We start from the raw sequence: 24,433 nt of genomic DNA, 5'->3' as shown, positions 1-24,433 counted from the left end.
CATGAGACAAAAAACATTAGATGTCTTAGAATTTGATAAAATAAAATCATTTGTATCAAATGAAGCTATCAGTGATTTAGGAAGAGAAAAGGTAGCAGAAATGTCTCCAGCAACAGATTTTGAAACAGTTGAATTTCAAATCAATGAAACTGACGAAATTTCGCAAATATATAATAAACATCGACTTCCAAGTTTGAGTGGTTTATCAAAAGTAGCGCAATATATTCATCGTTCAACTATTGGTGGCGTCTTAAATGTAACTGAATTAACTGCGATTAAACGTTTGATACAAGTTCAAAATCAATTTAAGACATTCTATAATCAATTATTAGAAGAAGATGAAGAGGTTAAATATCCAATTTTAGATAGTAATATGGCACAACTACCAATACTAACTGACCTTTTTAAAGATATTAATGAAAAATGTGACACACATGATTTATTTGATCATGCAAGTTACGAGTTACAAAGTATCCGTAGTAAGATATCAAGTACTAACCAACGTATTAGACAAAATTTAGATAGAGTAGTTAAAAGTCAGGCTAATCAAAAAAAATTGTCTGATGCCATTGTGACAGTAAGAAATGATAGAAATGTTATACCTGTGAAAGCAGAATATAGACAGGACTTTAATGGTATCGTTCATGACCAATCAGCTTCTGGACAAACATTGTATATTGAGCCATCTTCAGTTGTTGAAATGAATAACCAAATTAGCCGATTGCGAAATGATGAAGCAGTTGAACGTGAACGTATTTTAACTGAGTTAACGGGTCAAGTAGCAGCTGAAGCGGATGCTTTGTTAACAGCAGAGTCAATTATGGGTCACCTTGATTTTTTAATTGCAAAAGCGAGATATGCACGTTCTATCAAAGGAACTAAACCAACATTTCATAAAGAGAGAACCGTTTATTTACCCAATGCATACCATCCATTATTAGATCAAAATACAGTTGTAGCTAATACGATTGAATTTATAGATGACATCGAAACAGTCATTATTACTGGTCCGAATACAGGTGGTAAAACAGTAACATTAAAAACATTAGGATTAATTATTGTCATGGCACAATCAGGGATGCTTATTCCTACATTAGATGGTAGCCAAATAAGTGTATTTGAAAACGTGTATTGTGATATAGGTGACGAACAATCAATAGAACAATCATTATCGACATTTTCATCACATATGAAAAATATTGTTGAAATATTAAAAGATGCAGATAAAAATAGCTTAATTCTATTTGATGAATTAGGTGCAGGAACAGATCCTAGTGAAGGTGCAGCACTTGCGATGAGTATACTAGATCATGTAAGAAGTCTAGGAGCTTTAGTTATGGCGACAACTCACTATCCAGAATTAAAAGCTTATAGTTATAACCGTGAAGGCGTGATGAACGCGAGTGTTGAATTTGATGTTGAATCATTAAGTCCAACATATAAATTACTTATGGGTGTGCCTGGACGTTCTAATGCATTTGATATATCTAAGAAATTAGGCTTAAGTCTTCATATTATTAATAGAGCTAAGACAATGATTGGTACTGATGAACAAGAAATAAACAATATGATAGAATCACTTGAGAAAAATTCAAAACGTGTGGATGAACAACGTATTGAATTAGATAGACTAGTCAAGGAAGCACAAACAACACACGACGAACTAGAAAAACAATATCAACAGTATCAAAATTATGAAAAATCATTAATGGATGAAGCGAAAGAAAAAGCGAATCAACGTGTGAAATCTGCAACTAAAGAAGCTGATGCGATTCTTAAAGAATTGAGAGAATTAAGAGATAAAAAAGGTGCAGACGTTAAAGAACATGAACTTATTGATAAGAAAAAACAATTAGATGATCAATATGAAGCGAAATCCATTAAACAACATGTTCAAAAACAAAAGTATGATAAAATTCAAGCTGGCGATGAAGTTAAAGTCTTATCTTATGGACAAAAAGGTGAAGTGCTTGAATTAGTTGGCGATGAAGAAGCGGTTGTTCAAATGGGTATTTTAAAAATGAAACTACCTATTGAAGATTTAGAAAAAATGAAAAAGAAAAAAGAGAAACCAACGAAAATGGTTACCCGTGCGAATAGACAAACTGTAAAAACAGAACTTGATTTAAGAGGTTATCGCTATGAAGATGCACTAATCGAATTAGACCAGTATTTAGATCAAGCAGTATTAAGCAATTTCGAACAGGTTTATATTATTCATGGTAAAGGCACTGGTGCATTACAAAAAGGTGTACAACAACATTTAAAACGACATAAAAGTGTTAAAACATTTAGAGGTGGTATGCCAAGTGAAGGTGGATTTGGTGTTACCGTAGCTTCTTTAAAATAAATCTTCATAATAGATATTTTGTTGAGGCATTAGCCTAAAGTAAGTGGAAAATTGAATGATTTCTTGAGGAAATTTGCCACTTTAAAAAAAGAGCAAGCAGATTGCAATGCATTACCTTATAAATTCTGTTATAATTTGCTCATCATTTAAAAATTAAGGAGGATTGGCAATTATGGCAATCGTAAAAGTAACTGATTCTGATTTCGATAGTAAAATAGAATCTGGAGTTAAATTAGTAGATTTTTGGGCTACTTGGTGTGGACCATGTAAAATGATCGCTCCAGTTTTAGAAGAATTAGCAGGGGACTATGATGGTAAAGCAGACATCTTAAAATTAGATGTAGATGAAAACCCATCAACTGCAGCAAAATACGAAGTAATGAGTATTCCAACTTTAATTGTATTCAAAGATGGACAACCAGTTGATAAAGTAGTAGGTTTCCAACCTAAAGAAAACTTAGCTGAAGTATTAGATAAACACCTATAAGAATATAGACATGAAGACTGGGGCATTTCATAAGAATGCTCCAGCTTTGTTTTGTCTATTCCTATTTAATATTAATATTTTTTCATAAAAGAATTTATCGTAATTAAAACCAACAAGAAAGGAGGAAAAACATGGAAACGTATCAAGAACAAATTAAAACTAAGTTAAATGTCGTACCATTGGAACCTGGTTGTTATTTAATGAAAGATCGTAATGATCAAGTAATTTATGTTGGTAAAGCTAAAAAATTACGTAATCGATTACGTTCATATTTTACTGGTGCACATGATGCTAAAACAACGCGCTTAGTGAGTGAAATACGTAATTTTGAATTTATTGTAACCTCAAGCGAGACAGAATCATTACTTTTAGAATTAAACTTAATTAAACAATATCAACCACGTTACAATATTTTGCTGAAAGATGATAAAAGCTATCCATTCATTAAAATTACTAAAGAAAAACATCCTAGATTAATCGTAACCAGAACAGTTAAAAAAGGATCTGGTAAATATTTCGGTCCATATCCTAACGCTTATTCCGCACAAGAGACAAAAAAATTATTAGACCGGATATATCCATTTAGAAAATGTGATAAAATGCCGGATAAATTATGTCTTTATTATCATATTGGTCAATGTATGGGGCCGTGTGTTTATGATGTAGATTTAGATAAATATGCTCAAATGACAAAAGAAATTAGTGATTTTTTAAATGGTGAAGATAAAACGATATTAAACAATTTACAAGATCGTATGGAGAAAGCTAGTGAATCATTAGATTTTGAACGTGCTAAAGAATATCGTGATTTAATTCAACACATTCATAATCTCACTAAAAAGCAAAAAATTATGTCTACCGATAATACGATTCGTGATGTTTTTGGATATAGTGTGTCTAAAGGATGGATGTGTATCCAAGTATTTTTCATTAGGCAAGGCAATATGATTAAAAGAGATACAACGATGATTCCGATTCAACAAACAGAAGAAGAAGAATTCTATACATTTATAGGTCAGTTCTACAGTTTAAATCAACACATCCTACCTAAAGAAGTTCATATCCCTAAAAATTTAAATAAAGAAATTATTCAATCTGTTGTGGATACTAAAATAGTGCAACCTTCAAGAGGTGCAAAAAAAGAAATGATAGATTTAGCTAACCATAATGCCGAAGTGTCATTAACAAATAAATTTGAATTAATCGCTAGAGACGAATCAAGAACAGTTAAAGCAATTGAGGAACTCGGTGAAAGAATGGGAATACAAACTCCTATTAGAATTGAGGCATTTGATAACTCCAATATCCAAGGTGTGGATCCCGTATCAGCCATGGTAACTTTTGTAGATGGTAAGCCAGATAAAAAGGGCTACCGCAAATATAAAATTAAAACGGTTGAAGGGCCAGATGATTATAAATCAATGAGAGAAGTAGTCCGTCGACGATACACTCGAGTTCTAAATGAAGGTACCCCATTACCAGATTTAATCATTGTTGATGGTGGTAAAGGGCATATGAACGGTGTTATGGACGTACTTGAAAATGAATTAGGTTTGGATATTCCAGTTGCAGGACTACAAAAGAATGACAAACACCAAACGTCAGAATTATTATATGGTGCGAGTGCTGAAATAGTGCCATTGAAGAAAAATAGCCAAGCTTTCTATTTATTACACCGCATTCAAGATGAAGTCCATCGTTTTGCTATTACATTCCACAGACAAACGAGACAAAAAACAGGTCTTAAGTCAGTACTTGATGATATAGATGGAATTGGAAGTAAACGTAAAACGAAATTATTAAGAACTTTTGGATCAATTAAGAAGATGAAAGCAGCATCTTTAGAAGAATTAAAAAAATCTGGACTACCCGAAAATGTTGCAAAAAACTTACAGCACGCACTTCAATCAAAATAAATTGACAAATTTTGGACATGAGAATTATTCTCATGTCCAAAAGTGCTTTAAATAATGTTACAATATAGTTAACAAAAGGCTATTTTTTTAAAGTTGTTTGGAAGCGTTTTCTAATTGAGAATTGTTATCAATCATGTAGGGTTACATGAATTGCTATAGAATACTCACATATGACGACATCATTATATGAAATCTATAACATGACTAGCCCTTTTCTTTTTTATGAAATACTTGTTTGATTTTAAATTTAACAGGAAGATGCTCCCAAGTATCTTTAAAGTGATTTAATTAAGACGAGTACAAAATAAAGAAGTAAAAGAAGCTAGTATTTTATATGGTTTTTTACTGCAGTTTACATACAACTTTATAATTTTAGTCAATTAATTAAATGTTTACAGGGGGGACTCCTTTTGGCTCAATCAAAAAATGAATTCTACTTAAGACGAATCCATTCGTTATTAGGTATTATCCCAATCGGTGCATTCTTAATTGTTCACTTATTGGTCAATCATCAAGCAACACAAGGGGCGGAAGCTTTTAATAAAGCCTCAGGTTTCATGGAATCAATACCGTTCTTATTGGTAGTTGAATTTCTATTTATTTATATTCCGCTTTTATACCATGGTTTATTTGGTTTACACATTGCATTTACAGCAAAAGAGAATGTGGGTCATTACTCATTATTCAGAAACTGGATGTTCTTTTGCCAAAGAATAAGTGGTATTTTAGCATTCATCTTTATTGGTATGCACTTATGGCAAACACGCTTACAAAAAGCTTTTTACGGTAAAGCAGTTGACTATAATATGATGCACGAAACTTTACATAATCCATTGTGGGCTATTTTCTACATTATTTGTGTAATTGCAGTAGTATTCCACTTTTCAAATGGATTATGGTCATTCTTAGTTACATGGGGTATTTTACAATCTAAAAAATCACAACGTGTCTTCACATGGGTATCGTTAATTGTATTTTTAATTATCTCTTATATCGGCGTAACTGCTATTATCGCATTTATGTAACAAATACAGATTAACTAGTCTTAGTTTTTATATTTCAGGGGAGTGACATTTCTATGGCAGAGAAAAAAATTATTGTTGTCGGTGGAGGACTTGCCGGTCTGATGTCAACAATTAAAGCAGCAGAAAAAGGTGCACATGTAGATTTATTCTCATTAGTACCTGTTAAACGTTCGCACTCAGTTTGTGCCCAAGGTGGTATTAACGGTGCGGTAAATACAAAAGGTGAAGGTGACTCACCTTGGATTCACTTTGATGACACTGTTTATGGTGGCGACTTCCTAGCAAACCAACCACCAGTAAAAGCAATGGCTGAAGCTGCACCTAACATCATTCACTTATTAGACCGTATGGGTGTTATGTTTAGTAGAACTAATGAAGGTCTATTAGACTTCAGACGTTTCGGTGGTACGTTATATCACAGAACAGCATTTGCTGGAGCTACAACAGGTCAACAATTATTATATGCGTTAGATGAACAAGTTCGTTCATTTGAAGTAGATGGATTAGTAACAAAATACGAAGGTTGGGAATTCTTAGGTATAGTTAAAGATGACGACAATGCTGCTAGAGGTATTGTTGCACAAAACATGACAACTTCTGAAATTCAATCATTCGGTTCTGACGCAGTAATTATGGCAACAGGTGGTCCTGGTATCATCTTCGGTAAAACAACTAACTCAATGATTAATACAGGTTCTGCAGCATCTATCGTTTATCAACAAGGTGCAGCATACGCAAATGGTGAATTCATCCAAATTCATCCAACTGCTATTCCTGGTGACGATAAATTACGTCTGATGAGTGAATCAGCACGTGGTGAAGGTGGACGTATCTGGACATATAAAGATGGTAAACCTTGGTATTTCTTAGAAGAAAAATATCCTGACTATGGTAACTTAGTACCTCGTGATATCGCGACACGTGAAATTTTCGATGTATGTATTAACCAAAAATTAGGTATTAACGGCGAAAACATGGTTTACTTAGATTTATCTCATAAAGATCCGCATGAATTAGACGTTAAACTTGGTGGTATTATTGAGATTTATGAAAAATTCACTGGTGATGATCCACGTAAAGTACCAATGAAAATTTTCCCAGCAGTACACTACTCAATGGGTGGTCTATATGTTGATTATGACCAAATGACTAACATTAAAGGTTTATTTGCTGCAGGAGAATGTGATTTCTCTCAACATGGTGGTAATAGACTTGGCGCCAACTCATTATTATCTGCCATCTATGGTGGTACAGTAGCTGGCCCTAATGCTATTAAATATCTTGATGATATTGAAACTTCATACACTGACTTAGATGACAGTATTTATGAAGCACGTGTGAAAGAAGAACAAGAACGCTTTGATAAATTATTAAACATGCGCGGTTCTGAAAATGCTTATAAACTTCATCGTGAATTAGGTGAAATTATGACAGCAAATGTAACTGTTGTGCGTGAAAATGATAAATTATTAGAAACAGATAAGAAAATCCAAGAATTGATGAAACGTTATGAAGATATCGATATGGAAGATACACAAACTTGGAGTAACCAAGCTGTATTCTTCACTCGTCAATTATGGAATATGCTTGTGCTAGCACGAGTAATTACAATTGGGGCTTATAACCGTAATGAATCACGTGGTGCACACTACAAACCAGAATTCCCTGATCGTAATGATGATGAATGGTTAAAAACAACTATGGCGTATTACCAAGGTAGAACAGAAGCACCTAGATTTGAATACGATCCAGTTGATATTAGCTTAATCCCACCACGTAAACGTGATTACACTAGTAAGTCTAAAGGAGGTAAAAAATAATGGCTGACCAATCAGTAAAAGACACTCCAGAAACTCAAAGTAATCAACAACAACAGCAAAACGATCAACCAAAACAAAAAACGGTTAAATTAATTATCAAACGTCAAGACGATAGTGAATCTAAACCATATGAAGAAACATTTGAAATTCCTTATAAAGAAAATTTAAATGTTATTGCTTGTCTAATGGAAATTAGACGTAATCCAGTTAATATTAATGGTGAAAAAACAACTCCAGTAACTTGGGATATGAACTGTTTAGAAGAAGTATGTGGTGCTTGTTCAATGGTTATCAACGGACGCGCAAGACAATCTTGTTCTGCAATTGTTGACCAATTAGAACAACCTATTCGTTTAGAACCAATGAGTACTTTCCCAGTAATTCGTGACTTACAAGTTGACCGTTCAAGAATGTTCGACAACTTGAAACGTATGAAAGCTTGGATTCCAATCGATGGTACTTACGATTTAGGACCAGGACCACGTATGCCTGAGAAAAAACGTCAAACAGCTTATGAATTATCTAAATGTATGACTTGTGGTGTTTGTTTAGAAGTTTGTCCAAACGTTACACAAAATAATAGCTTCGTTGGCGCACAAGCTATTTCACAAGTTCGTTTATTCGACTTACACCCAACAGGTGCAATGACAAAAGATGAACGTTTAGATGCATTAATGAGCGCAGGTGGTCTACAACAATGTGGTAATTCTCAAAACTGTGTGAATGCATGTCCAAAAGGTATTCCTTTAACAACATCAATTGCTGCAATGAATAGAGAAACTTCATTCCATATGTTCAAATCATTCTTTGGTTCTGACCATAAAGTAGATTAATAATATAAGTGACAGATTTAGCGATACCCAATAAAAGGGGTATCGCTTTTTTATTTAATGATTTACTTTGTATTGGCCATGAATAGATAACGACTGTAACAATTCAAAATAATAAACACATTGAATCGCGTATGATAAAATAAAACTTAATTATGAAATAAGGATGTAAGACTATGAATAGACCAATTGGCGTTATAGATTCAGGTGTTGGTGGTTTAACAGTAGCTAAAGAAATTATGAGACAACTTCCTAATGAAACGATTTATTACTTAGGAGATATTGGTAGATGTCCATATGGTCCAAGACCAGGTGAAGAAGTTAAACAATTTACAACTGAAATTGCACAAAAACTTGTAGAATTTGATATTAAAATGCTAGTCATCGCATGTAATACAGCGACTGCCGTTGCATTAGAACATTTACAGAAAATATTACCGATTCCAGTGGTAGGTGTCATTGAACCTGGTGCTAGGACAGCTATTATGACAACAAGAAATCAAAATGTTTTAATATTAGGAACAGAAGGTACAATTAAATCAGAAGCTTATCGTAAACACATTAAACAAATTAATCCTAATGTAGAAGTATATGGTATTGCTTGTCCAGCTTTTGCTCCTTTAGTAGAACAAATGAGATATAATGATCCGACAATTACAAGTATTGTTATACATCAAACATTGAAACAATGTAGAAATAGTGATGCTGATACTGTTATATTAGGTTGCACACACTATCCATTATTATATCAACCTATATATGATTATTTTGGTGGTAAGAAAACTGTTATTTCTTCTGGACTAGAGACAGCTCGAGAAGTAAGTGCATTATTAACATTTAGTAATGAACATGCTAGTTATACAGAACATCCAGCACATCGCTTTTTTGCTACAGGAGATACGACATATATTGAAAATATTATTCAAGAATGGTTAGGTATGGATGCTGAAGTTGAACGAGTTAATGTTGGATAAATGGAGGGAAAAATAATGGAAGATATCGTTATTGCGTCTAATAATCAAGGTAAAATAAATGATTTTAAAGCTATATTTCCTAATAAAAATGTCATAGGAATAAGTGAATTGATTAAAGATTTTGATGTAGAAGAAACTGGTACAACATTTGAAGAAAATGCTAAATTAAAATCAGTAGCTGCAGCTAAAGCATTAAATAAGCAAGTCATTGCAGATGATAGTGGCCTTGAAGTACAAGCACTTAATGGAGAACCAGGTGTTTATTCTGCAAGATATGCTGGTTTAGATAAAAATGACCAAGATAATATTAAAAAGTTACTTGATAATATGAATAACGAGACTGAAAGAGCTGCACAATTTGTATGCGTTATTAGTATGAGTTCACCAAACGGACAAACTCAGCAATTTAAAGGAACGGTATCAGGAGAAATCACAACTGAACCTATAGGAGAAAATGGCTTCGGTTATGATCCTGTTTTTTATGTTCCGTCACTTGGTAAAACAATGGCACAATTAACAGATGAGGAAAAAGCGAAAATCAGTCATCGTGGAAATGCTATTAATCAATTACAACAATTTTTAGCAGGTGAGAATAATGAGTAAATGGATTGTAGTAAGTGATAATCATAATGAATCGGGAATTCTTTACGATATTTACGAGAAACATAATGATGCAGATGTTTTTCTTCATTTAGGTGATTCAGAATTTCAATATGATGATACTGAACTTAGCCTTTACAACAGAGTGAAAGGTAATTGTGATTTTTATCCAGAATTTCCTGAAGAAAATACAATCTCAAATAATGGGATCAATGCCTTTTATACACATGGGCACTTATACCAAGTAAATCAAACGAGAATGAAATTAGCTGAAAAAGCTAAAACATTAAACGCTCAACTAGCATTTTACGGGCATACACATGTTGCTAAATATGAAAATATAGCTGATGTACATGTGATTAATCCAGGTAGTATTTCTCAATCAAGAAGTGCTGTTGAAGAAACATATGCCGAATTAATTATTGTAGATGATGAGAACAAAGCAACGTTAAATTTTAGATATAGAGAGCATAAAGTGATAGATACAATTGAATTTAAACTAAATGATATTTAAAAATATGCATAAGCTTTCTTCAAAGTTGAATTATATATTCAACGGACAAGAAAGCTTATTATTTTTTGACATATAGTACACCTAGGTGTACTATTTTATTGGAGGTACATATGAAAGGTAATGAATTACAACAATTTAATCAATTTCACTTAACATTTATTGAAATAAGTAAAATTATTAACGAAGTTATTGATGAAGAAAATATTGATATTTCAAGAGAACAATTAGGCATTTTTAAATTACTTTTAGAACATAAACAATTATCTGTGAATCAAATAGCTGAAAAACAAGGTGTATATAAAACTGCAATTTCAAAAAGGATTAAGAAATTAGAAACAAAACATTTTGTAGAACGGATAAAGTCTGGAGATAAAAGAGAGAAAGTTATACAACTAACTGAGGAAGGACTTCAATTTTATAATAATAGACAAAACAAGTTGTATGAAGGTTTTAAAAGGAAATTAAATTTAAATAATAAAGAATTAAATGATCTTTTTGATTATACGAACCACATCAACGACATTTTAAAAAAGGATGAAGAACAATGACAAATAAAATTAAAGTTCATGTTTTACACATAGGGAATGTGATTTTAGATGAAGCGTTACCATTTGGATATTCAAATAATAGATTACTTGCATGGACAGGTCTTTTTAGATCTAAACAGCATCAAATTAAGATACCTGTTTCAGTTTATTTAATAGAACATCCTAAAGGTTTAGTATTAATAGATACTGGATGGCATACAGATAATAGAACACATCAAATTAAAAATTTACGTTTTCAATATCCTGTAAATAAAGCTGATTTACCAAAAGGAGAAGCAGTGCATGAACAATTGATAAAACTAGGATATAAACCTAGTGATATCGACTATATATTAATGAGTCATATGCATTGTGATCATGCTGACGGATTAAGATTAGTTAAAGATGCTAAACATATATTAGTTAGTGAAGAGGAATATGAAGCTATACAAAAAGATAAAATGCATTATCTTCCTCATGAATGGAAGGGTGTTCACTTAGAAACATTTAAATTTGAAGATAGCGATTTAGGACCTAAAAAGAAAGCTTTTGATTTATTTGGAGACGGTACTATTAAAATGATATGGTCACCAGGACATAGTAAAGGTCTAAGTTCTACGATTGTAAAATCTTATGATAATGAGAAATTCTTATTCCTAGTATCTGATATTGGTTATGCTTCTAAATCTTGGAAAGAAAATATATTACCTGGAGTATTAGTTGATAAAAAAGATGCTCAACAATCTTTAAATTGGGTGATAGAGATGGTGCAAAATCCTAATTGTATAGAAGCCATTGCTAATCACGACCCAGATGTTAAACCTCATATGGTAGAATTATAATGATAGATAGGAAATCATTTTTTTAAGTTTATTTGTAAGTATTCAGGTCCCTAAAAAGTCCCTATAAATTAATAATCAAAACAGCTAGGCATTCAAAAATGCCTAGCTGTTTTGATGTCATAAAAAAAGAACTGTAATCCAACAGGATTACAGTTCTAGTTAGCGTCCTGGGAGGGATTCGAACCCCCGACCGATGGCTTAGAAGGCCATTGCTCTATCCAGCTGAGCTACCAGGACATTTTTTAACACAAGAATTATTATAGCTAAATTAACTGTAATATGCAATAGCTATGATATAAAAAATGTTTATATTTTTCACTATTGTAGTGTATTGAAACAATATCATAAAGTGTTTTTAAGTTTGAAGAATATTTGAATCTATTGAATTGTGAACAATTCAGTTTTGTATCCCTAACTGTTCAAAACTGAAAACGATTTTACAGTTTTGAAGTGTTTATAGCGAAGTAAGGAAAAGACGCCAAAGTTGGGCATGAAAGTTATATATTATAAATAACAAAACGATAGATAAACAACACGAATCAATTTACCTCAGTTTTTGAAAGTAACTTTTGAACAATAAATATTAAGGAGTGTTTATAGTGGAAGGTTTATTCAAAGCAATTAAAGATACAGTTGAAGCCGGTGTTAATAATGATGGTGCTAAATTAGGCACTAGTATCGTAAGCATCGTAGAAAATGGTGTAGGGGTATTAAGTAAATTATTTGGATTCTAAGATTTATCAATTACTAAAATAAATTATAACAAAAGGAGATTTTTATAATGACAAAATTAGCAGAAGCAATCGCAAATACAGTACAAGCAGCACAAGGACATGACGGAGCTAAATTAGGCACTAGTATCGTAAGCATCGTAGAAAATGGCGTTAGCGTATTAGGGAAATTATTTGGATTCTAAGTCTTAACAACAATTAAAATAAATTAAAACAGAAAAGGAGATTTTTATAATGACAAAATTAGCAGAAGCAATCGCAAATACAGTACAAGCAGCACAAAATCACGATGGAGCTAAATTAGGAACAAGCATCGTAAGCATCGTAGAAAATGGCGTTAGTGTATTAGGAAAATTATTTGGATTCTAAGTCTTAACAACAATTAAAATAAATTAAAACAGAAAAGGAGATTTTTATAATGACAAAATTAGCAGAAGCAATCGCAAATACAGTACAAGCAGCACAAAATCACGATGGAGCTAAATTAGGAACAAGCATCGTAAGCATCGTAGAAAATGGTGTTAGCGTATTAGGAAAATTATTCGGATTCTAATATTCAAATATTTAGTACTGACCAGGGCAAGCGCTCTGGTCTTTTTTTATTTTCTAAGAAATTATATTCAAAATTTGTTATTGTTAATAGAGATACAAGAGTAGCGAGGGATATAAAAATGAAATACACAACTATTTTACTAGATTTTGATGATACAATTGTTGATTTTTATGATGCTGAAGAAAAAGCATTTTATAATATGGCTAAACGTTTTAATCATTATCCAACAGAAGAGGATTTTTATTATTTTAGAAAGGTTAATCAATCTCATTGGGAAGCTTTTCAAGAAAATAAATTAACTAAAGTTGAAGTTTTAACTCTGAGATTTGTTAATTACTTTAAAGACTATAACATTGAAGTTGATGGGAATTTAGCTGACAACCTATTTAGAGATGAATTAGCAAAAGCTACACCTAGCTTTTTTGATGGGACTTTAGACACAATAGATTATTTGAGAAAAAAACATAATATTTATATTGTGACAAATGGGGTTACAGAAACACAGCAACGTCGTTTAGCTCAAACAACATTTAACGAAACATTAAATGGCATTTTTATATCTGAACAAACAGGTTATCAAAAGCCTATGCCAGAATTTTTTGATTACATTTTTAAAGAAATGGGAGAAACACATAGAGAAAAGGCAATAATTGTAGGAGATTCACTTACTTCGGATATTTTAGGAGGAAAAAATGCTAATATTGCTACATGTTGGTTCAATTTAAGAAATAAAGAAAATAATACAACAATTCAACCTGATTATGAAATTAAGTCTCTTAAAGAATTAATTGATATTGTAGAATAATCAAATTAAAAAATCCCATCGAATTTAATAAATTCGGTGGAATTTTTTCGTACTATGGGTGCCAAATTAAAACATCATGTCCTTCAGGATTTTTAGCTTCGACATCTTTGAAACCTTGACTTTCGAAATAAGATTTTGAATTATTTCTAGCGATTGCTTTAATAGGAAGGTTAAATGATTTTGCAAAATCGATTAATTCCTTAGAAAAACCTCTGTTTTGATATTTCTCTAATACTTCTAATTTCCATAATAAAATATAATCGTCACAATCAGGGAAGTAAGATTCCTCAACTTCACCTTTATTTAGCAATGCCATTCTTGCAGCTAATTTATCTCCGACAAAAATACCATAAAAAGGTGAGTCTGAACTTGCATCGATCATTTGTCCGTTAAATTCTTCAACCATATATAAATCTTTATTACCAAACTCTCTAAAATCTTCGAATAACTCATCAGTTTTGTAATTAATTTCTAATTTTTTTACGTCGCTCATCATCATGTCCCCCTTTATTCCTTTCTTATATTATACCTTAAAGTCTATGTTCTTTTCATTTATTTATGCTCTAAGCCAAAATTAAACTAGATAAATATATTTATACGAGTTGAATTTTTTATACCATTCAAAATAAAAATAATGACACGAATGTCATTTCGAACGTATGTATTTTTAATGAATTTTAAGATTTTATAAATTTTTATAAGCCGTTAAATTGTCATAAGTGAGTATAGTCTTTATACTATATTAGGAATAGTGATACTGAAGGAGAAAAACAATGGACTGTAAAATATTAAAATTAAACAATGACGATCAGTTTATTTCCAAAATAAAAAATAGTGATGGTACACTCCAACAATTCTACCAATATGATGCTATGTCAGAAGATAGCTTTAAAAAGAAAATGGATGCGCCTTCAAATGGAAGAGAAAAAGAACTTGCTAATGTTATTCAATCTTATATGGAAGATTTATCAATAACTGAAGCACAACAAACACATTTGGATGTTTTAGCTAATGGCGCAAAAGTTGTCATTGGAGGACAACAGGCTGGTCTGTTTGGTGGTCCTTTATATACAATCCATAAGATTTTTTCAATTATTACATTGAGTCAACAACTTACAAATAAATATAACCAAACGGTTGTACCGGTATTTTGGATTGCTGGAGAAGATCATGATTTTGATGAAGTCAATCATACATTTGCTTATAATCAACAAGACGCACATCTACATAAAATTAAATATCATACTATGACACCACCTGAAAGTAATGTATCTCGTTTTAATCCTGAACAGTCACAAATGATTGAAGTGTTGAATGATTACTTTAAACAATTAAAAGAAACAGAGCATAGTAAAGCAATTTACCAAATGTGTTTAGACATTATTAAAAGTAATGAAAACTGGTCAAATATTTTTAAAGCTTTATTACATGAAATCTTCAAAGATTATGGTGTTTTATTTATTGATGCTCAACATACTTCGTTGAGAAAAATGGAAAAACCTTTATTAAAAGAAATGATTTTAAAACATCGCGCTATTGATGAAGCTTTTAGAAATAATCAAAAAAATACAACACAACAAGGTTTGTCTCAAATGATTCAAACTGATACTAATGTGCATTTATTCCTTCATGAAGAAGGGATGAGACAATTATTAACTTATGAAAATGATGCTTTCCATTTAAGTAAATCAACACAAAACTATAATCAACAACAGTTATTAGACATATTAGATGAAGAACCTGATAGATTTTCAAATAATGTTGTTACACGTCCTATAATGGAAGAATGGTTATTTAATACTGTGGCCTTCATCGGTGGTCCAAGTGAAATTAAATATTGGGCAGAACTACATGATGTATTTCAGTTATTAAATATTGATATGCCGATTGTATTACCAAGATTGAGGATTACTTACTTATATAATAGAACTCAAAAATTATTAAATCAGTATCAACTTCAATTAGAACAGGTCATAGAGAATGGTATTGAAGAAGATAAACAAAAATTTATTCGTGAACAAGCTTCCGAAACATTTTTAAATGAAATTGAAAGTATGAAACAACAACAGGAAAATCTATTTCATTCTTTATATAAAGAAGTTCAAGGTAATAATGCTAATGAAAATTTAGTAACTAAAAATAATGAAATACACTTAAGACAGTATGATTATTTGAAAAAACGTTATCTTTTAAATATCGAAAGAGAAAATGACATTAGCATGAGACATTTTAGAGAAATTAATGATCATCTCCACGCAATGGGAGGATTACAAGAAAGAATATGGAATCCACTTCAAATTTTGAATGATTTTGGGAAAGATGTGTTCAGTCCCTCCACTTATCCACCACTTTCTTACACTTTTGATCATATTATAATAAAAGATTGATATAACAGCGTTTAAGCCCGCTTTATCGAAAAGATAAAGCGGGTATTTTTTTATAAAAATAAATATTTTTGACGAATTTTACATAATTAGTGGAGGATAGTGGGGAGATGTGGTAAATTATAAATAAGGTGAGGTGAGAAAAAATGTTCATGGGAGAATACGATCATCAATTAGATACAAAAGGACGTATGATTATACCGTCCAAGTTTCGTTATGATTTAAATGAACGTTTTATTATCACTCGAGGCCTTGATAAGTGTTTATTCGGCTATACTTTAGATGAATGGCAACAAATTGAAGAGAAGATGAAAACCTTACCTATGACAAAAAAAGACGCACGTAAGTTTATGCGTATGTTCTTCTCAGGTGCCGTTGAAGTAGAGTTAGATAAACAAGGACGTATTAATATTCCGCAAAATTTAAGGAAATACGCTAATTTAACTAAAGAATGTACAGTAATAGGTGTTTCAAATCGAATTGAGATTTGGGATAGAGAAACTTGGAATGATTTCTATGAGGAATCTGAAGATAGTTTCGAAGATATTGCTGAGGATTTAATAGATTTTGATTTTTAATTTGGAGGTATGACAGTGTTTCATCATATAAGCGTTATGTTAAACGAAACCATTGATTATCTAAATATAAAAGAAGATGGTGTGTATGTTGACTGTACGTTAGGTGGAGCAGGACATGCCTTATATTTACTAAATCAATTAAGTGATGAAGGTAGACTTATTGCAATTGATCAAGACTTAACTGCAATAAAAAATGCTAAAGATGCTTTGAAAGAACATTTACATAAAGTCACTTTTATTCACAGTAATTTTCGAGAGTTAACACAAATATTAAAAGAGCTAAACATTGAAAAAGTTGATGGTATCTACTATGACTTAGGTGTTTCAAGTCCACAGTTAGATGTACCAGAAAGAGGCTTTAGCTATCATCATGATGCTAAATTAGACATGCGGATGGATCAAACGCAATCATTATCAGCTTATGAAGTTGTAAATGAATGGTCTTTTGAAGCATTAGTCAAAATTTTCTATCGTTATGGTGAAGAAAAGTTCTCAAAACAAATTGCAAGAAGAATTGAAGCAAACCGAGAAAAACAACCAATCGAGACGACATTAGAATTAGTTGAAGTGATTAAAGAAGGCATTCCTGCCAAAGCTAGAAGAAAAGGTGGGCACCCTGCGAAAAGAGTGTTCCAAGCTATACGAATTGCAGTAAATGATGAATTAAGTGCATTCGAAGATTCAATAGAACAAGCTATTGAGCTTGTAAAGGTACACGGACGTATTTCTGTTATTACATTCCATTCATTGGAAGACCGATTATGTAAACAGATGTTTCAAGAGTATGAAAAGGGACCTGACTTACCTAGAGGCTTACCAGTTATCCCTGAAGAATATACCCCAAAATTGAAACGCGTAAACCGTAAACCTATTACTGCGACTGACGAAGATTTAGATGACAATAATCGAGCCCGAAGCGCAAAACTACGCATTGCAGAAATATTAAAATAAGGAGTAATTCAACATGGCTGTAGAAAAAGTTTACCAACCATATGATAATGCAACACAAACCAGTGTTCCAAAAAGACAACCGCAAACCTCTCCTCAAAAGCAAACCGTTAAACGTAAAGTTGTCGTTCAACTTACTAGATTCGAAAAGATTTTATACATAACGCTAGTCTCTGTCATTGCTATGATTAGTATTTATATGCTATCTTTAAAAATGGATGCGTATGATACGCGAGGAAAAATTGCAGATTTAGATCAAAAAATTGCACAACAATCTAGCGAGAACAGCGCCTTAAAATCTGAAATTAAGAAAAATTCTTCATACGAACGCATTTACGACAAGGCTAAGAAGCAAGGTATGAGCCTCAAGAACGATAATGTAAAGGTAGTGCGTAATAATGGCGAAACGAAAAATTAAAATTAAAAAAAATAAAATAGGGGCAGTCCTACTTGTTGGTTTATTCGGGCTGCTCTTTTTTATATTGGTTTTGAGGTTTTCATACATAATGATTACTGGTCATTCAAATGGACAAGATTTGATAATGAAAGCAAACCAAAAATATTTAGTTAATAACTCAGAGCAACCAGAACGAGGAAAGATTTACGATAGAAACGGTAAAGTCTTAGCCGAAGATGTTGAAAGATATAAAGTCGTAGCAGTTGTAGATAAAAAAGCGAGTGAAAATAGTAAAAAGCCAAGGCATGTGGTAGATAAAAAGAAAACTGCCAAAGAATTATCAAAAGTTATTGATATGAAACCAGATGAAATCGAAAAAAGATTGAATCAGAAAAAAGTATTCCAAGTAGAGTTTGGTCAAAAAGGTACTAATTTAACGTATCAAGATAAAGAAAAACTTGAAAAGAAAGACTTACCAGGAATTACCTTATATCCTGAAACTGAAAGATTTTATCCTAATGGTAACTTTGCTTCTCACTTAATTGGTATGGCTCAAAAAGATCCTGATACGGGTCAATTAAATGGTGCCATGGGAGTTGAAAAGATATTTAATAGTTATCTTAATGGTTCAAAAGGATCATTAAAATATATACATGATATCTGGGGATACATTGCACCAAATACAAAATCAGAAAAACAACCTAAACGTGGCGATGATGTTCATTTAACGATTGATTCAAATATTCAAGTGTTCGTCGAAGAAGCATTAGATGACATGGTTGACCGCTACAATCCTAAAGATTTATTTGCGGTTGTTATGGATGCAAGAACCGGAGAAATTTTAGCGTATAGCCAAAGACCTACATTTAATCCTGAAACAGGTAAAGACTTTGGTAAAAAATGGGCTAATGATTTATATCAAAATACGTATGAACCAGGATCAACATTTAAAACATATGGATTAGCTGCAGCTATTCAAGAAGGTAAATTCAGCCCGAATAAGAAATTTAAATCAGGACCTAGAGAGATAATGGGCTCAGAAATTTCTGACTGGAATAAAACAGGTTGGGGTAGTATTCCTGAAACACTAGGATTTACGTACTCAGCTAACTCATTAATGATGCACTTACAAGATGAAGTTGGTGCTGATAAAATGAAATCTTGGTATGAACGATTTGGTTTTGGTAAATCAACAAATGGTATGTTTGATGGTGAATCCACTGGTCATATTGCATGGGATAATGAATTACAACAAAAAACATCAGCATTTGGACAATCAACTACAGTAACACCAGTTCAAATGATTCAAGCACAGTCAGCATTTTTCAACAAAGGTAATATGTTGAAACCATGGTTTGTAAGTAGTATAGACAATCCAATTTCTAAAAAGAATTTTTATAAAGGTGAGAAATCTTACGCTGGAAAACCAGTTTCAGAAGATACTGCTAATAAAGTTGAAAAAGAATTAGATAAAGTTGTAAATAGTAAGAAGAGTCATGCGATGAACTATCGTGTGAAAGGATACGATATCGAAGGTAAAACAGGTACCGCTCAAGTAGCCGATTCTAAAGGTGGCGGTTATGTTAAGGGTGAGAATCCATACTTCGTAAGTTTCATGGGTGATGCACCTAAGAAACATCCTAAAGTGATTGTTTATGCTGGTATGAGTCTTGCACAAAAAAATGATCAAGAAGCATATGAAATGGGTGTAAGTAAAGCATTCAAACCGATCATGGAAAATACGTTGAAATATTTAAACGTTGATAAATCAAAAGATTCTGCTTCTAAAAAGGATTATAGTAAAGTGCCTAACGTAGAAGGACAATCAATAGAAAAAGCTAAAGATAGTATTAATGCTAAATCACTTAAACCAGTTGTTATTGGCAGTGGTAAAACAGTGAAATCACAATCAGTCAAAGCTGTTTCTGAAGCATTGCCTCATAGTAAAGTTCTTTTAGTAACAGATGGTGACTTGACTATGCCTGATATGAAAGGCTGGACAAAAGAAGATGTTCTTGCTTTCCAAGAATTAACTAACTTTAAGGTCAAAACGACTGGCAGTGGTTTTGTTTCAGATCAATCTATGACACAAGGTCAAAAACTTAAAAAATCAGATAAAATTGAAGTTACTTTATCAGCAGAATCTACTGATAGCACAACTGACGATAGTGATAAACAATCATTAGACAAATCATCTGATAAGAAAGATAAATCTAAGTCTAAAAAGAAAGATTCAAGCACTGACTAGTACAACATAGATATTCAACATATAAGGAAGAGATTGGGATTTTATTTATCCTTCTCTCTTTCTTAATATGTTATGAACTAACGTATAAATTTAGAACTAAAACTGATAAAATGTAAAAGCTAACAATTAAAAATATTTAATAATATATGTAAATTGACGGATAAAAGAAAAGGAGATTATTATGATTTTTGTATATGCGATGTTATCGCTTCTAGTAACTTTTGTACTTGTACCTATACTCATACCAACGCTCAAAAGAATGAAATTTGGACAAAGTATTCGTGAAGAAGGGCCTCAAAGCCATATGAAGAAAACGGGTACTCCAACAATGGGTGGACTAACATTCTTAATAAGTATCATTATCGCTTCAGTTATTGCGATTATTTTTGTAGATCGTTCTAATCCAATAATTTTATTACTATTTGTAACAATCGGATTTGGATTAATTGGCTTTATTGATGATTACATTATCGTTGTTAAGAAAAATAACCAAGGTTTAACAAGTAAACAGAAATTTTTAGCACAAATTTTAATTGCTGTAATATTTTTCGTACTAAGTAATGTGTTTAACTTAGTCAATTTTTCAACAACTTTACATATTACGTTTACTGACGGTGGTATCCCTCTTTCATTTGCTTATGTTATATTTATCATCTTTTGGCAAGTTGGCTTTTCAAATGCAGTCAATTTAACAGATGGATTAGATGGTTTAGCTACAGGACTTTCAATTATCGGTTTTGCAATGTATGCCATTATGAGTTTTGTACTAGAATCACCTGCAATAGGTACATTCTGTATTATTATGGTATTTGCTTTACTAGGCTTCTTACCATATAACTTAAATCCAGCTAAAGTATTTATGGGTGACACAGGTAGCTTAGCATTAGGTGGCATATTTGCTACAATTTCAATTATGTTAAACCAAGAGTTATCACTTATATTTATCGGATTTGTATTCGTAGTAGAAACGTTATCAGTTATGTTACAAGTTGCTTCATATAAATTAACTAAAAAACGTATTTTCAAAATGAGTCCTATTCATCACCACTTTGAATTATGTGGATGGAATGAATGGAAAGTTGTAACAGTATTTTGGTCAGTAGGTTTAATAACAGGTCTAATAGGCTTATGGATTGGAGTGCACTAGTATGCTAAATTACACAGGATTAGAAAATAAAGATGTATTAGTTGTAGGATTAGCAAAAAGTGGTTACGAGGCAGCCAAATTATTAAGTAAATTAGGCGCGAATGTAACAGTGAATGATGGTAAAGATTTATCTCAAGATGCACATGCTAAAGATTTAGAAGCTATGGGCATTAAGGTTATTAGTGGAAGCCATCCAAATTCATTATTAGATAATAACCCTATAGTTATTAAGAACCCCGGTATTCCATACACTGTATCGATTATAGATGAAGCAGTAAAAAGAGGTTTAAAAATATTAACTGAAGTTGAATTAAGTTATCTAATTTCAGAAGCGCCCATTATTGCAGTAACAGGTACAAATGGTAAAACCACTGTCACTTCATTAATAGGTGACATGTTTAAAAATAGTAGATTAACTGGTAGATTGTCTGGAAATATTGGTTATGTTGCTTCGAAAGTGGCACAAGAAGTAACTCCGAAAGATTATTTGATTACTGAATTATCATCATTCCAATTATTAGGAATTGATCAATATAAACCACATATCGCAATTATCACTAATATTTATTCAGCGCATTTAGATTATCACGAAACGCTTGAAAATTATCAAAATGCTAAAAAGCAAATATATAAAAATCAAACAGAAGATGATTTCTTAATTTGTAATTATCATCAACGTCATTTAATTGAATCAGAAAATTTAAAAGCTAAAACGTTATATTTCTCAACTCAACAAGAAGTGGATGGTATATATATTAAAGATGGCTTTATTGAATATAAAGGTGTTCGTATTATTAGCGTAGATGATTTAGTTTTACCAGGTGAACATAATTTAGAAAATATTTTAGCAGCTGTTTTAGCTACAATATTAGCTGGTGTACCAATTAAAGCGATTGTTGACAGTCTTACAACATTCTCAGGAATTGAACATAGATTACAATATATTGGTACAAATAGAACTAATAAATACTATAACGATTCTAAAGCAACAAATACGCTAGCTACACAATTTGCATTAAATTCATTTAATCAACCAATCATTTGGTTATGTGGCGGGTTAGATAGAGGTAATGAATTTGATGAATTAGTACCTTATATGAATAATGTAAGAATTATGGTCGTATTTGGTGAAACACAAGAAAAATTCGCTAAATTAGGAAATAGTCAAGGTAAATACGTTATCAAGGCTACAGATGTACAAGATGCCGTCGATAAAATTCAAGACGTTATTGAACCAAATGATGTGGTGTTACTTTCACCAGCATGTGCAAGTTGGGATCAGTATAATACATTCGAAGAACGTGGAGAGAAATTTATTCAAAGTTTCCGTGCACACTTGCCATCATACTAAAAGGGCGTGATAGAAAATGGACGGTAAATCTAATGACAATAACAGAAACAATGCAGCTAACTCCGATGACAAACAAAATGATGAGTTAAGCATGTTTCGTAGAAGTAACGATTTTAGAACGCGTAAAAGAAAAAAGTTTAAAGATAAAGTTGAAGACGACATATCTAACTCGAATCACTATGATGATACGAGTGAAGAAGAACAGCATCATAGTGAGGACATCTTAAATGATCGCAAAACTCATTTAAACGATAAAGAAGATTTTGTTAGCGATAATGATAACTCAGAGTCGTATCGCGAAAGTGAGCAAATTAATCATTATCATAATGATGAAAATGTTAATAACGATGATAGTCAACAAGATAAAGAACAAACAAATAATATAGAAGATAATACAACTTCAAAAACTAAGCACAAAGATAAAAATGCAAAGAAAAATTGGTTGAGTTTTTTAACATCAAACAAATCAACATCAAAGAAAAAAGAACATGCACAAGAAGAACAAACAGATTCTAATAAGAAAGTTACACAATTTAGTTCACCAACTCTAGAAGAGAAAAGAGCACAACGGCGTCGAAGACAAAAAAGAATTCAGTACACCGTTATTACAGTATTGGTATTGTTAATTGTGATATTCTTACTATATATGTTTACACCATTAAGTAAAATCTCCAACGTAAATATTGAGGGGAATCATAATGTAAGTAAAAGCCAAATTAACAAAGCACTCAATGTTAAGTCTACTTCACGCATGTATACTTTTAGTAAAGGTAAAGCTAAAACTAATTTAAAGAAAAATAAATTAATTAAATATGTAAGCATTACCAAGCAATTACCTAATACGTTAAATGTTAAAATAATAGAATATCAAGTTGTTGGTTTAACGAAAAACAAAGACAAATATGTGCCTGTGCTAGAAGACGGGAAAGAATTAAAAGATTATGATGGTAATATTTCACATGACGGTCCAATCATTGATGGTTTTAAAGGCGACAAAAAGGAAAAAATAATCCAAGCGTTATCAGAAATGTCACCTAAAGTGAGAAATTTAATTGCGGAAGTCAACTATGCACCAGATAAGAATAAGCAGAACAGAATTAAAATATTCACTAAAGATGATATTCAAGTCATTGGAGATATTACGACTATAGCGGATAAGATGAAATATTACCCACAAATGTCAGAATCACTGTCTCGTAGTGATTCAGGCGACCTTAAAACAGATGGTTATATTGATTTGTCGGTAGGAGCATCATTTATTCCTTATCAAAATAGTAGTGGTGATCAATCTGAATCTGAACAAAGTGTATCTAAAACATCAGCAAAAGAAACTGAAGCAAAAGAAGAACTTCAAAGTGTGTTAAATAAAATTAATAAAGAATCAAAAGAAAATAATTAAAAAATTT

Annotated in this window: 25 protein-coding genes and 1 tRNA gene; 24 read left to right on the top strand and 2 right to left on the bottom strand. The window is 31.7% G+C overall.

Features of this window, described 5'->3' with window-relative positions; all coding sequences use genetic code 11:
• The first annotated feature begins 1 nt into the window (after position 1).
• The 11 genes from NSQ15_RS08085 to NSQ15_RS08035 all read left to right on the top strand — a co-directional run bounded on the left by NSQ15_RS08085 (position 2) and on the right by NSQ15_RS08035 (position 11,885).
• On the top strand, positions 2-2,350 hold the full coding sequence (locus NSQ15_RS08085; protein WP_217232509.1) for an endonuclease MutS2: 2,349 nt from the start codon (positions 2-4) through the stop codon (positions 2,348-2,350).
• Positions 2,351-2,522: 172 nt separating this feature from the next.
• A complete protein-coding gene (trxA, locus tag NSQ15_RS08080; RefSeq protein WP_017637640.1) occupies positions 2,523-2,837 on the top strand; it encodes a thioredoxin in 315 nt (104 codons plus the stop codon).
• A gap of 131 nt (positions 2,838-2,968) precedes the next feature.
• Positions 2,969-4,753: an excinuclease ABC subunit UvrC gene (uvrC, locus tag NSQ15_RS08075; protein ID WP_340747084.1), complete on the top strand. Its 1,785-nt coding sequence runs from the start codon at positions 2,969-2,971 to the stop codon at positions 4,751-4,753.
• Positions 4,754-5,163: 410 nt separating this feature from the next.
• Positions 5,164-5,778 (top strand): succinate dehydrogenase cytochrome b558 subunit, encoded by a 615-nt coding sequence (locus NSQ15_RS08070; RefSeq protein ID WP_029055492.1) that lies wholly within the window; start codon positions 5,164-5,166, stop codon positions 5,776-5,778.
• Between the two features lie 53 nt (positions 5,779-5,831).
• Positions 5,832-7,598 carry a succinate dehydrogenase flavoprotein subunit gene (gene sdhA, locus NSQ15_RS08065; RefSeq protein ID WP_029055491.1) on the top strand — a complete coding sequence of 589 codons (1,767 nt, stop codon included), beginning with the start codon at positions 5,832-5,834 and terminating at the stop codon, positions 7,596-7,598.
• Positions 7,598-8,431, top strand: coding sequence for a succinate dehydrogenase iron-sulfur subunit (gene sdhB, locus NSQ15_RS08060; RefSeq protein WP_017637636.1), 834 nt, complete (start codon positions 7,598-7,600; stop codon positions 8,429-8,431). The genes sdhA and sdhB overlap by 1 nt, the downstream gene beginning before the upstream one ends.
• 173 nt (positions 8,432-8,604) lie before the next feature.
• Complete coding sequence (gene racE, locus NSQ15_RS08055) at positions 8,605-9,402, top strand: glutamate racemase (RefSeq protein WP_340747083.1); 798 nt, start codon at positions 8,605-8,607, stop codon at positions 9,400-9,402.
• Positions 9,403-9,417: 15 nt separating this feature from the next.
• Positions 9,418-10,005 carry an XTP/dITP diphosphatase gene (locus tag NSQ15_RS08050; protein WP_017637634.1) on the top strand — a complete coding sequence of 196 codons (588 nt, stop codon included), beginning with the start codon at positions 9,418-9,420 and terminating at the stop codon, positions 10,003-10,005.
• Complete coding sequence (locus tag NSQ15_RS08045) at positions 9,998-10,516, top strand: metallophosphoesterase (protein WP_340747082.1); 519 nt, start codon at positions 9,998-10,000, stop codon at positions 10,514-10,516. The genes NSQ15_RS08050 and NSQ15_RS08045 overlap by 8 nt, the downstream gene beginning before the upstream one ends.
• A 110-nt stretch (positions 10,517-10,626) precedes the next feature.
• A complete protein-coding gene (locus tag NSQ15_RS08040) occupies positions 10,627-11,064 on the top strand; it encodes a MarR family winged helix-turn-helix transcriptional regulator (protein WP_029055488.1) in 438 nt (145 codons plus the stop codon).
• The gene (locus tag NSQ15_RS08035) at positions 11,061-11,885 is read left to right on the top strand and encodes an N-acyl homoserine lactonase family protein (RefSeq protein WP_340747081.1); all 825 of its coding nucleotides are present in this window, start codon (positions 11,061-11,063) and stop codon (positions 11,883-11,885) included. The genes NSQ15_RS08040 and NSQ15_RS08035 overlap by 4 nt, the downstream gene beginning before the upstream one ends.
• Positions 11,886-12,048: 163 nt before the next feature.
• On the opposite strand, the gene NSQ15_RS08030 is transcribed toward NSQ15_RS08035, so the two are convergent.
• Positions 12,049-12,122: transfer RNA gene (locus tag NSQ15_RS08030), tRNA-Arg, on the bottom strand.
• 362 nt (positions 12,123-12,484) lie between these two features.
• Here NSQ15_RS08030 and NSQ15_RS08025 point away from each other — a divergent pair.
• The 5 genes from NSQ15_RS08025 (at position 12,485) to NSQ15_RS08005 (ending at position 13,974) form a co-directional block, all read left to right on the top strand.
• Positions 12,485-12,619, top strand: a complete 135-nt coding sequence (locus NSQ15_RS08025) for a beta-class phenol-soluble modulin (protein ID WP_217193840.1) — start codon at positions 12,485-12,487, stop codon at positions 12,617-12,619.
• A gap of 47 nt (positions 12,620-12,666) precedes the next feature.
• Positions 12,667-12,801 (top strand): beta-class phenol-soluble modulin, encoded by a 135-nt coding sequence (locus NSQ15_RS08020; RefSeq protein ID WP_002450638.1) that lies wholly within the window; start codon positions 12,667-12,669, stop codon positions 12,799-12,801.
• A gap of 49 nt (positions 12,802-12,850) precedes the next feature.
• A complete protein-coding gene (locus NSQ15_RS08015) occupies positions 12,851-12,985 on the top strand; it encodes a beta-class phenol-soluble modulin (RefSeq protein WP_017637180.1) in 135 nt (44 codons plus the stop codon).
• Positions 12,986-13,034: 49 nt separating this feature from the next.
• Positions 13,035-13,169: a beta-class phenol-soluble modulin gene (locus NSQ15_RS08010; protein WP_017637180.1), complete on the top strand. Its 135-nt coding sequence runs from the start codon at positions 13,035-13,037 to the stop codon at positions 13,167-13,169.
• Positions 13,170-13,287: 118 nt separating this feature from the next.
• A complete protein-coding gene (locus NSQ15_RS08005) occupies positions 13,288-13,974 on the top strand; it encodes a YjjG family noncanonical pyrimidine nucleotidase (RefSeq protein WP_070451423.1) in 687 nt (228 codons plus the stop codon).
• Positions 13,975-14,026: 52 nt separating this feature from the next.
• Here NSQ15_RS08005 and NSQ15_RS08000 read toward each other — a convergent pair whose 3' ends face one another.
• Positions 14,027-14,467: an N-acetyltransferase gene (locus tag NSQ15_RS08000; protein WP_029055486.1), complete on the bottom strand. Its 441-nt coding sequence runs from the start codon at positions 14,465-14,467 to the stop codon at positions 14,027-14,029.
• 280 nt (positions 14,468-14,747) lie between these two features.
• Here NSQ15_RS08000 and bshC point away from each other — a divergent pair, with 280 nt between their 5' ends.
• From bshC to NSQ15_RS07960, 8 genes are all read left to right on the top strand, one after another.
• Positions 14,748-16,361, top strand: a complete 1,614-nt coding sequence (gene bshC, locus NSQ15_RS07995) for a bacillithiol biosynthesis cysteine-adding enzyme BshC (RefSeq protein WP_340747080.1) — start codon at positions 14,748-14,750, stop codon at positions 16,359-16,361.
• Between the two features lie 143 nt (positions 16,362-16,504).
• Complete coding sequence (gene mraZ / locus NSQ15_RS07990; RefSeq protein WP_017637176.1) at positions 16,505-16,936, top strand: division/cell wall cluster transcriptional repressor MraZ; 432 nt, start codon at positions 16,505-16,507, stop codon at positions 16,934-16,936.
• 15 nt (positions 16,937-16,951) lie between these two features.
• Positions 16,952-17,887, top strand: a complete 936-nt coding sequence (gene rsmH / locus NSQ15_RS07985) for a 16S rRNA (cytosine(1402)-N(4))-methyltransferase RsmH (protein WP_070451419.1) — start codon at positions 16,952-16,954, stop codon at positions 17,885-17,887.
• A gap of 13 nt (positions 17,888-17,900) precedes the next feature.
• A complete protein-coding gene (ftsL, locus tag NSQ15_RS07980; protein ID WP_217193842.1) occupies positions 17,901-18,302 on the top strand; it encodes a cell division protein FtsL in 402 nt (133 codons plus the stop codon).
• Entirely contained in the window at positions 18,283-20,529 is a 2,247-nt protein-coding gene (locus NSQ15_RS07975) for a penicillin-binding protein (protein WP_340747079.1), read from the top strand. The genes ftsL and NSQ15_RS07975 overlap by 20 nt, the downstream gene beginning before the upstream one ends.
• A 181-nt stretch (positions 20,530-20,710) precedes the next feature.
• Positions 20,711-21,676: a phospho-N-acetylmuramoyl-pentapeptide-transferase gene (gene mraY / locus NSQ15_RS07970; protein ID WP_124760197.1), complete on the top strand. Its 966-nt coding sequence runs from the start codon at positions 20,711-20,713 to the stop codon at positions 21,674-21,676.
• 1 nt (position 21,677) lies between these two features.
• Positions 21,678-23,027, top strand: coding sequence for a UDP-N-acetylmuramoyl-L-alanine--D-glutamate ligase (gene murD, locus NSQ15_RS07965; protein WP_017637171.1), 1,350 nt, complete (start codon positions 21,678-21,680; stop codon positions 23,025-23,027).
• A gap of 16 nt (positions 23,028-23,043) precedes the next feature.
• Entirely contained in the window at positions 23,044-24,426 is a 1,383-nt protein-coding gene (locus NSQ15_RS07960) for a cell division protein FtsQ/DivIB (RefSeq protein ID WP_340747078.1), read from the top strand.
• The last annotated feature ends 7 nt before the right edge of the window (positions 24,427-24,433 follow it).

The sequence above is a fragment of the Staphylococcus sp. FSL W8-0774 genome (assembly GCF_038006785.1).
Classification (GTDB): domain Bacteria; phylum Bacillota; class Bacilli; order Staphylococcales; family Staphylococcaceae; genus Staphylococcus; species Staphylococcus pasteuri.
The sequence above is the reverse complement of the archived record's forward strand: the minus strand, read 5'-3'. Positions and strand labels throughout refer to the sequence as shown.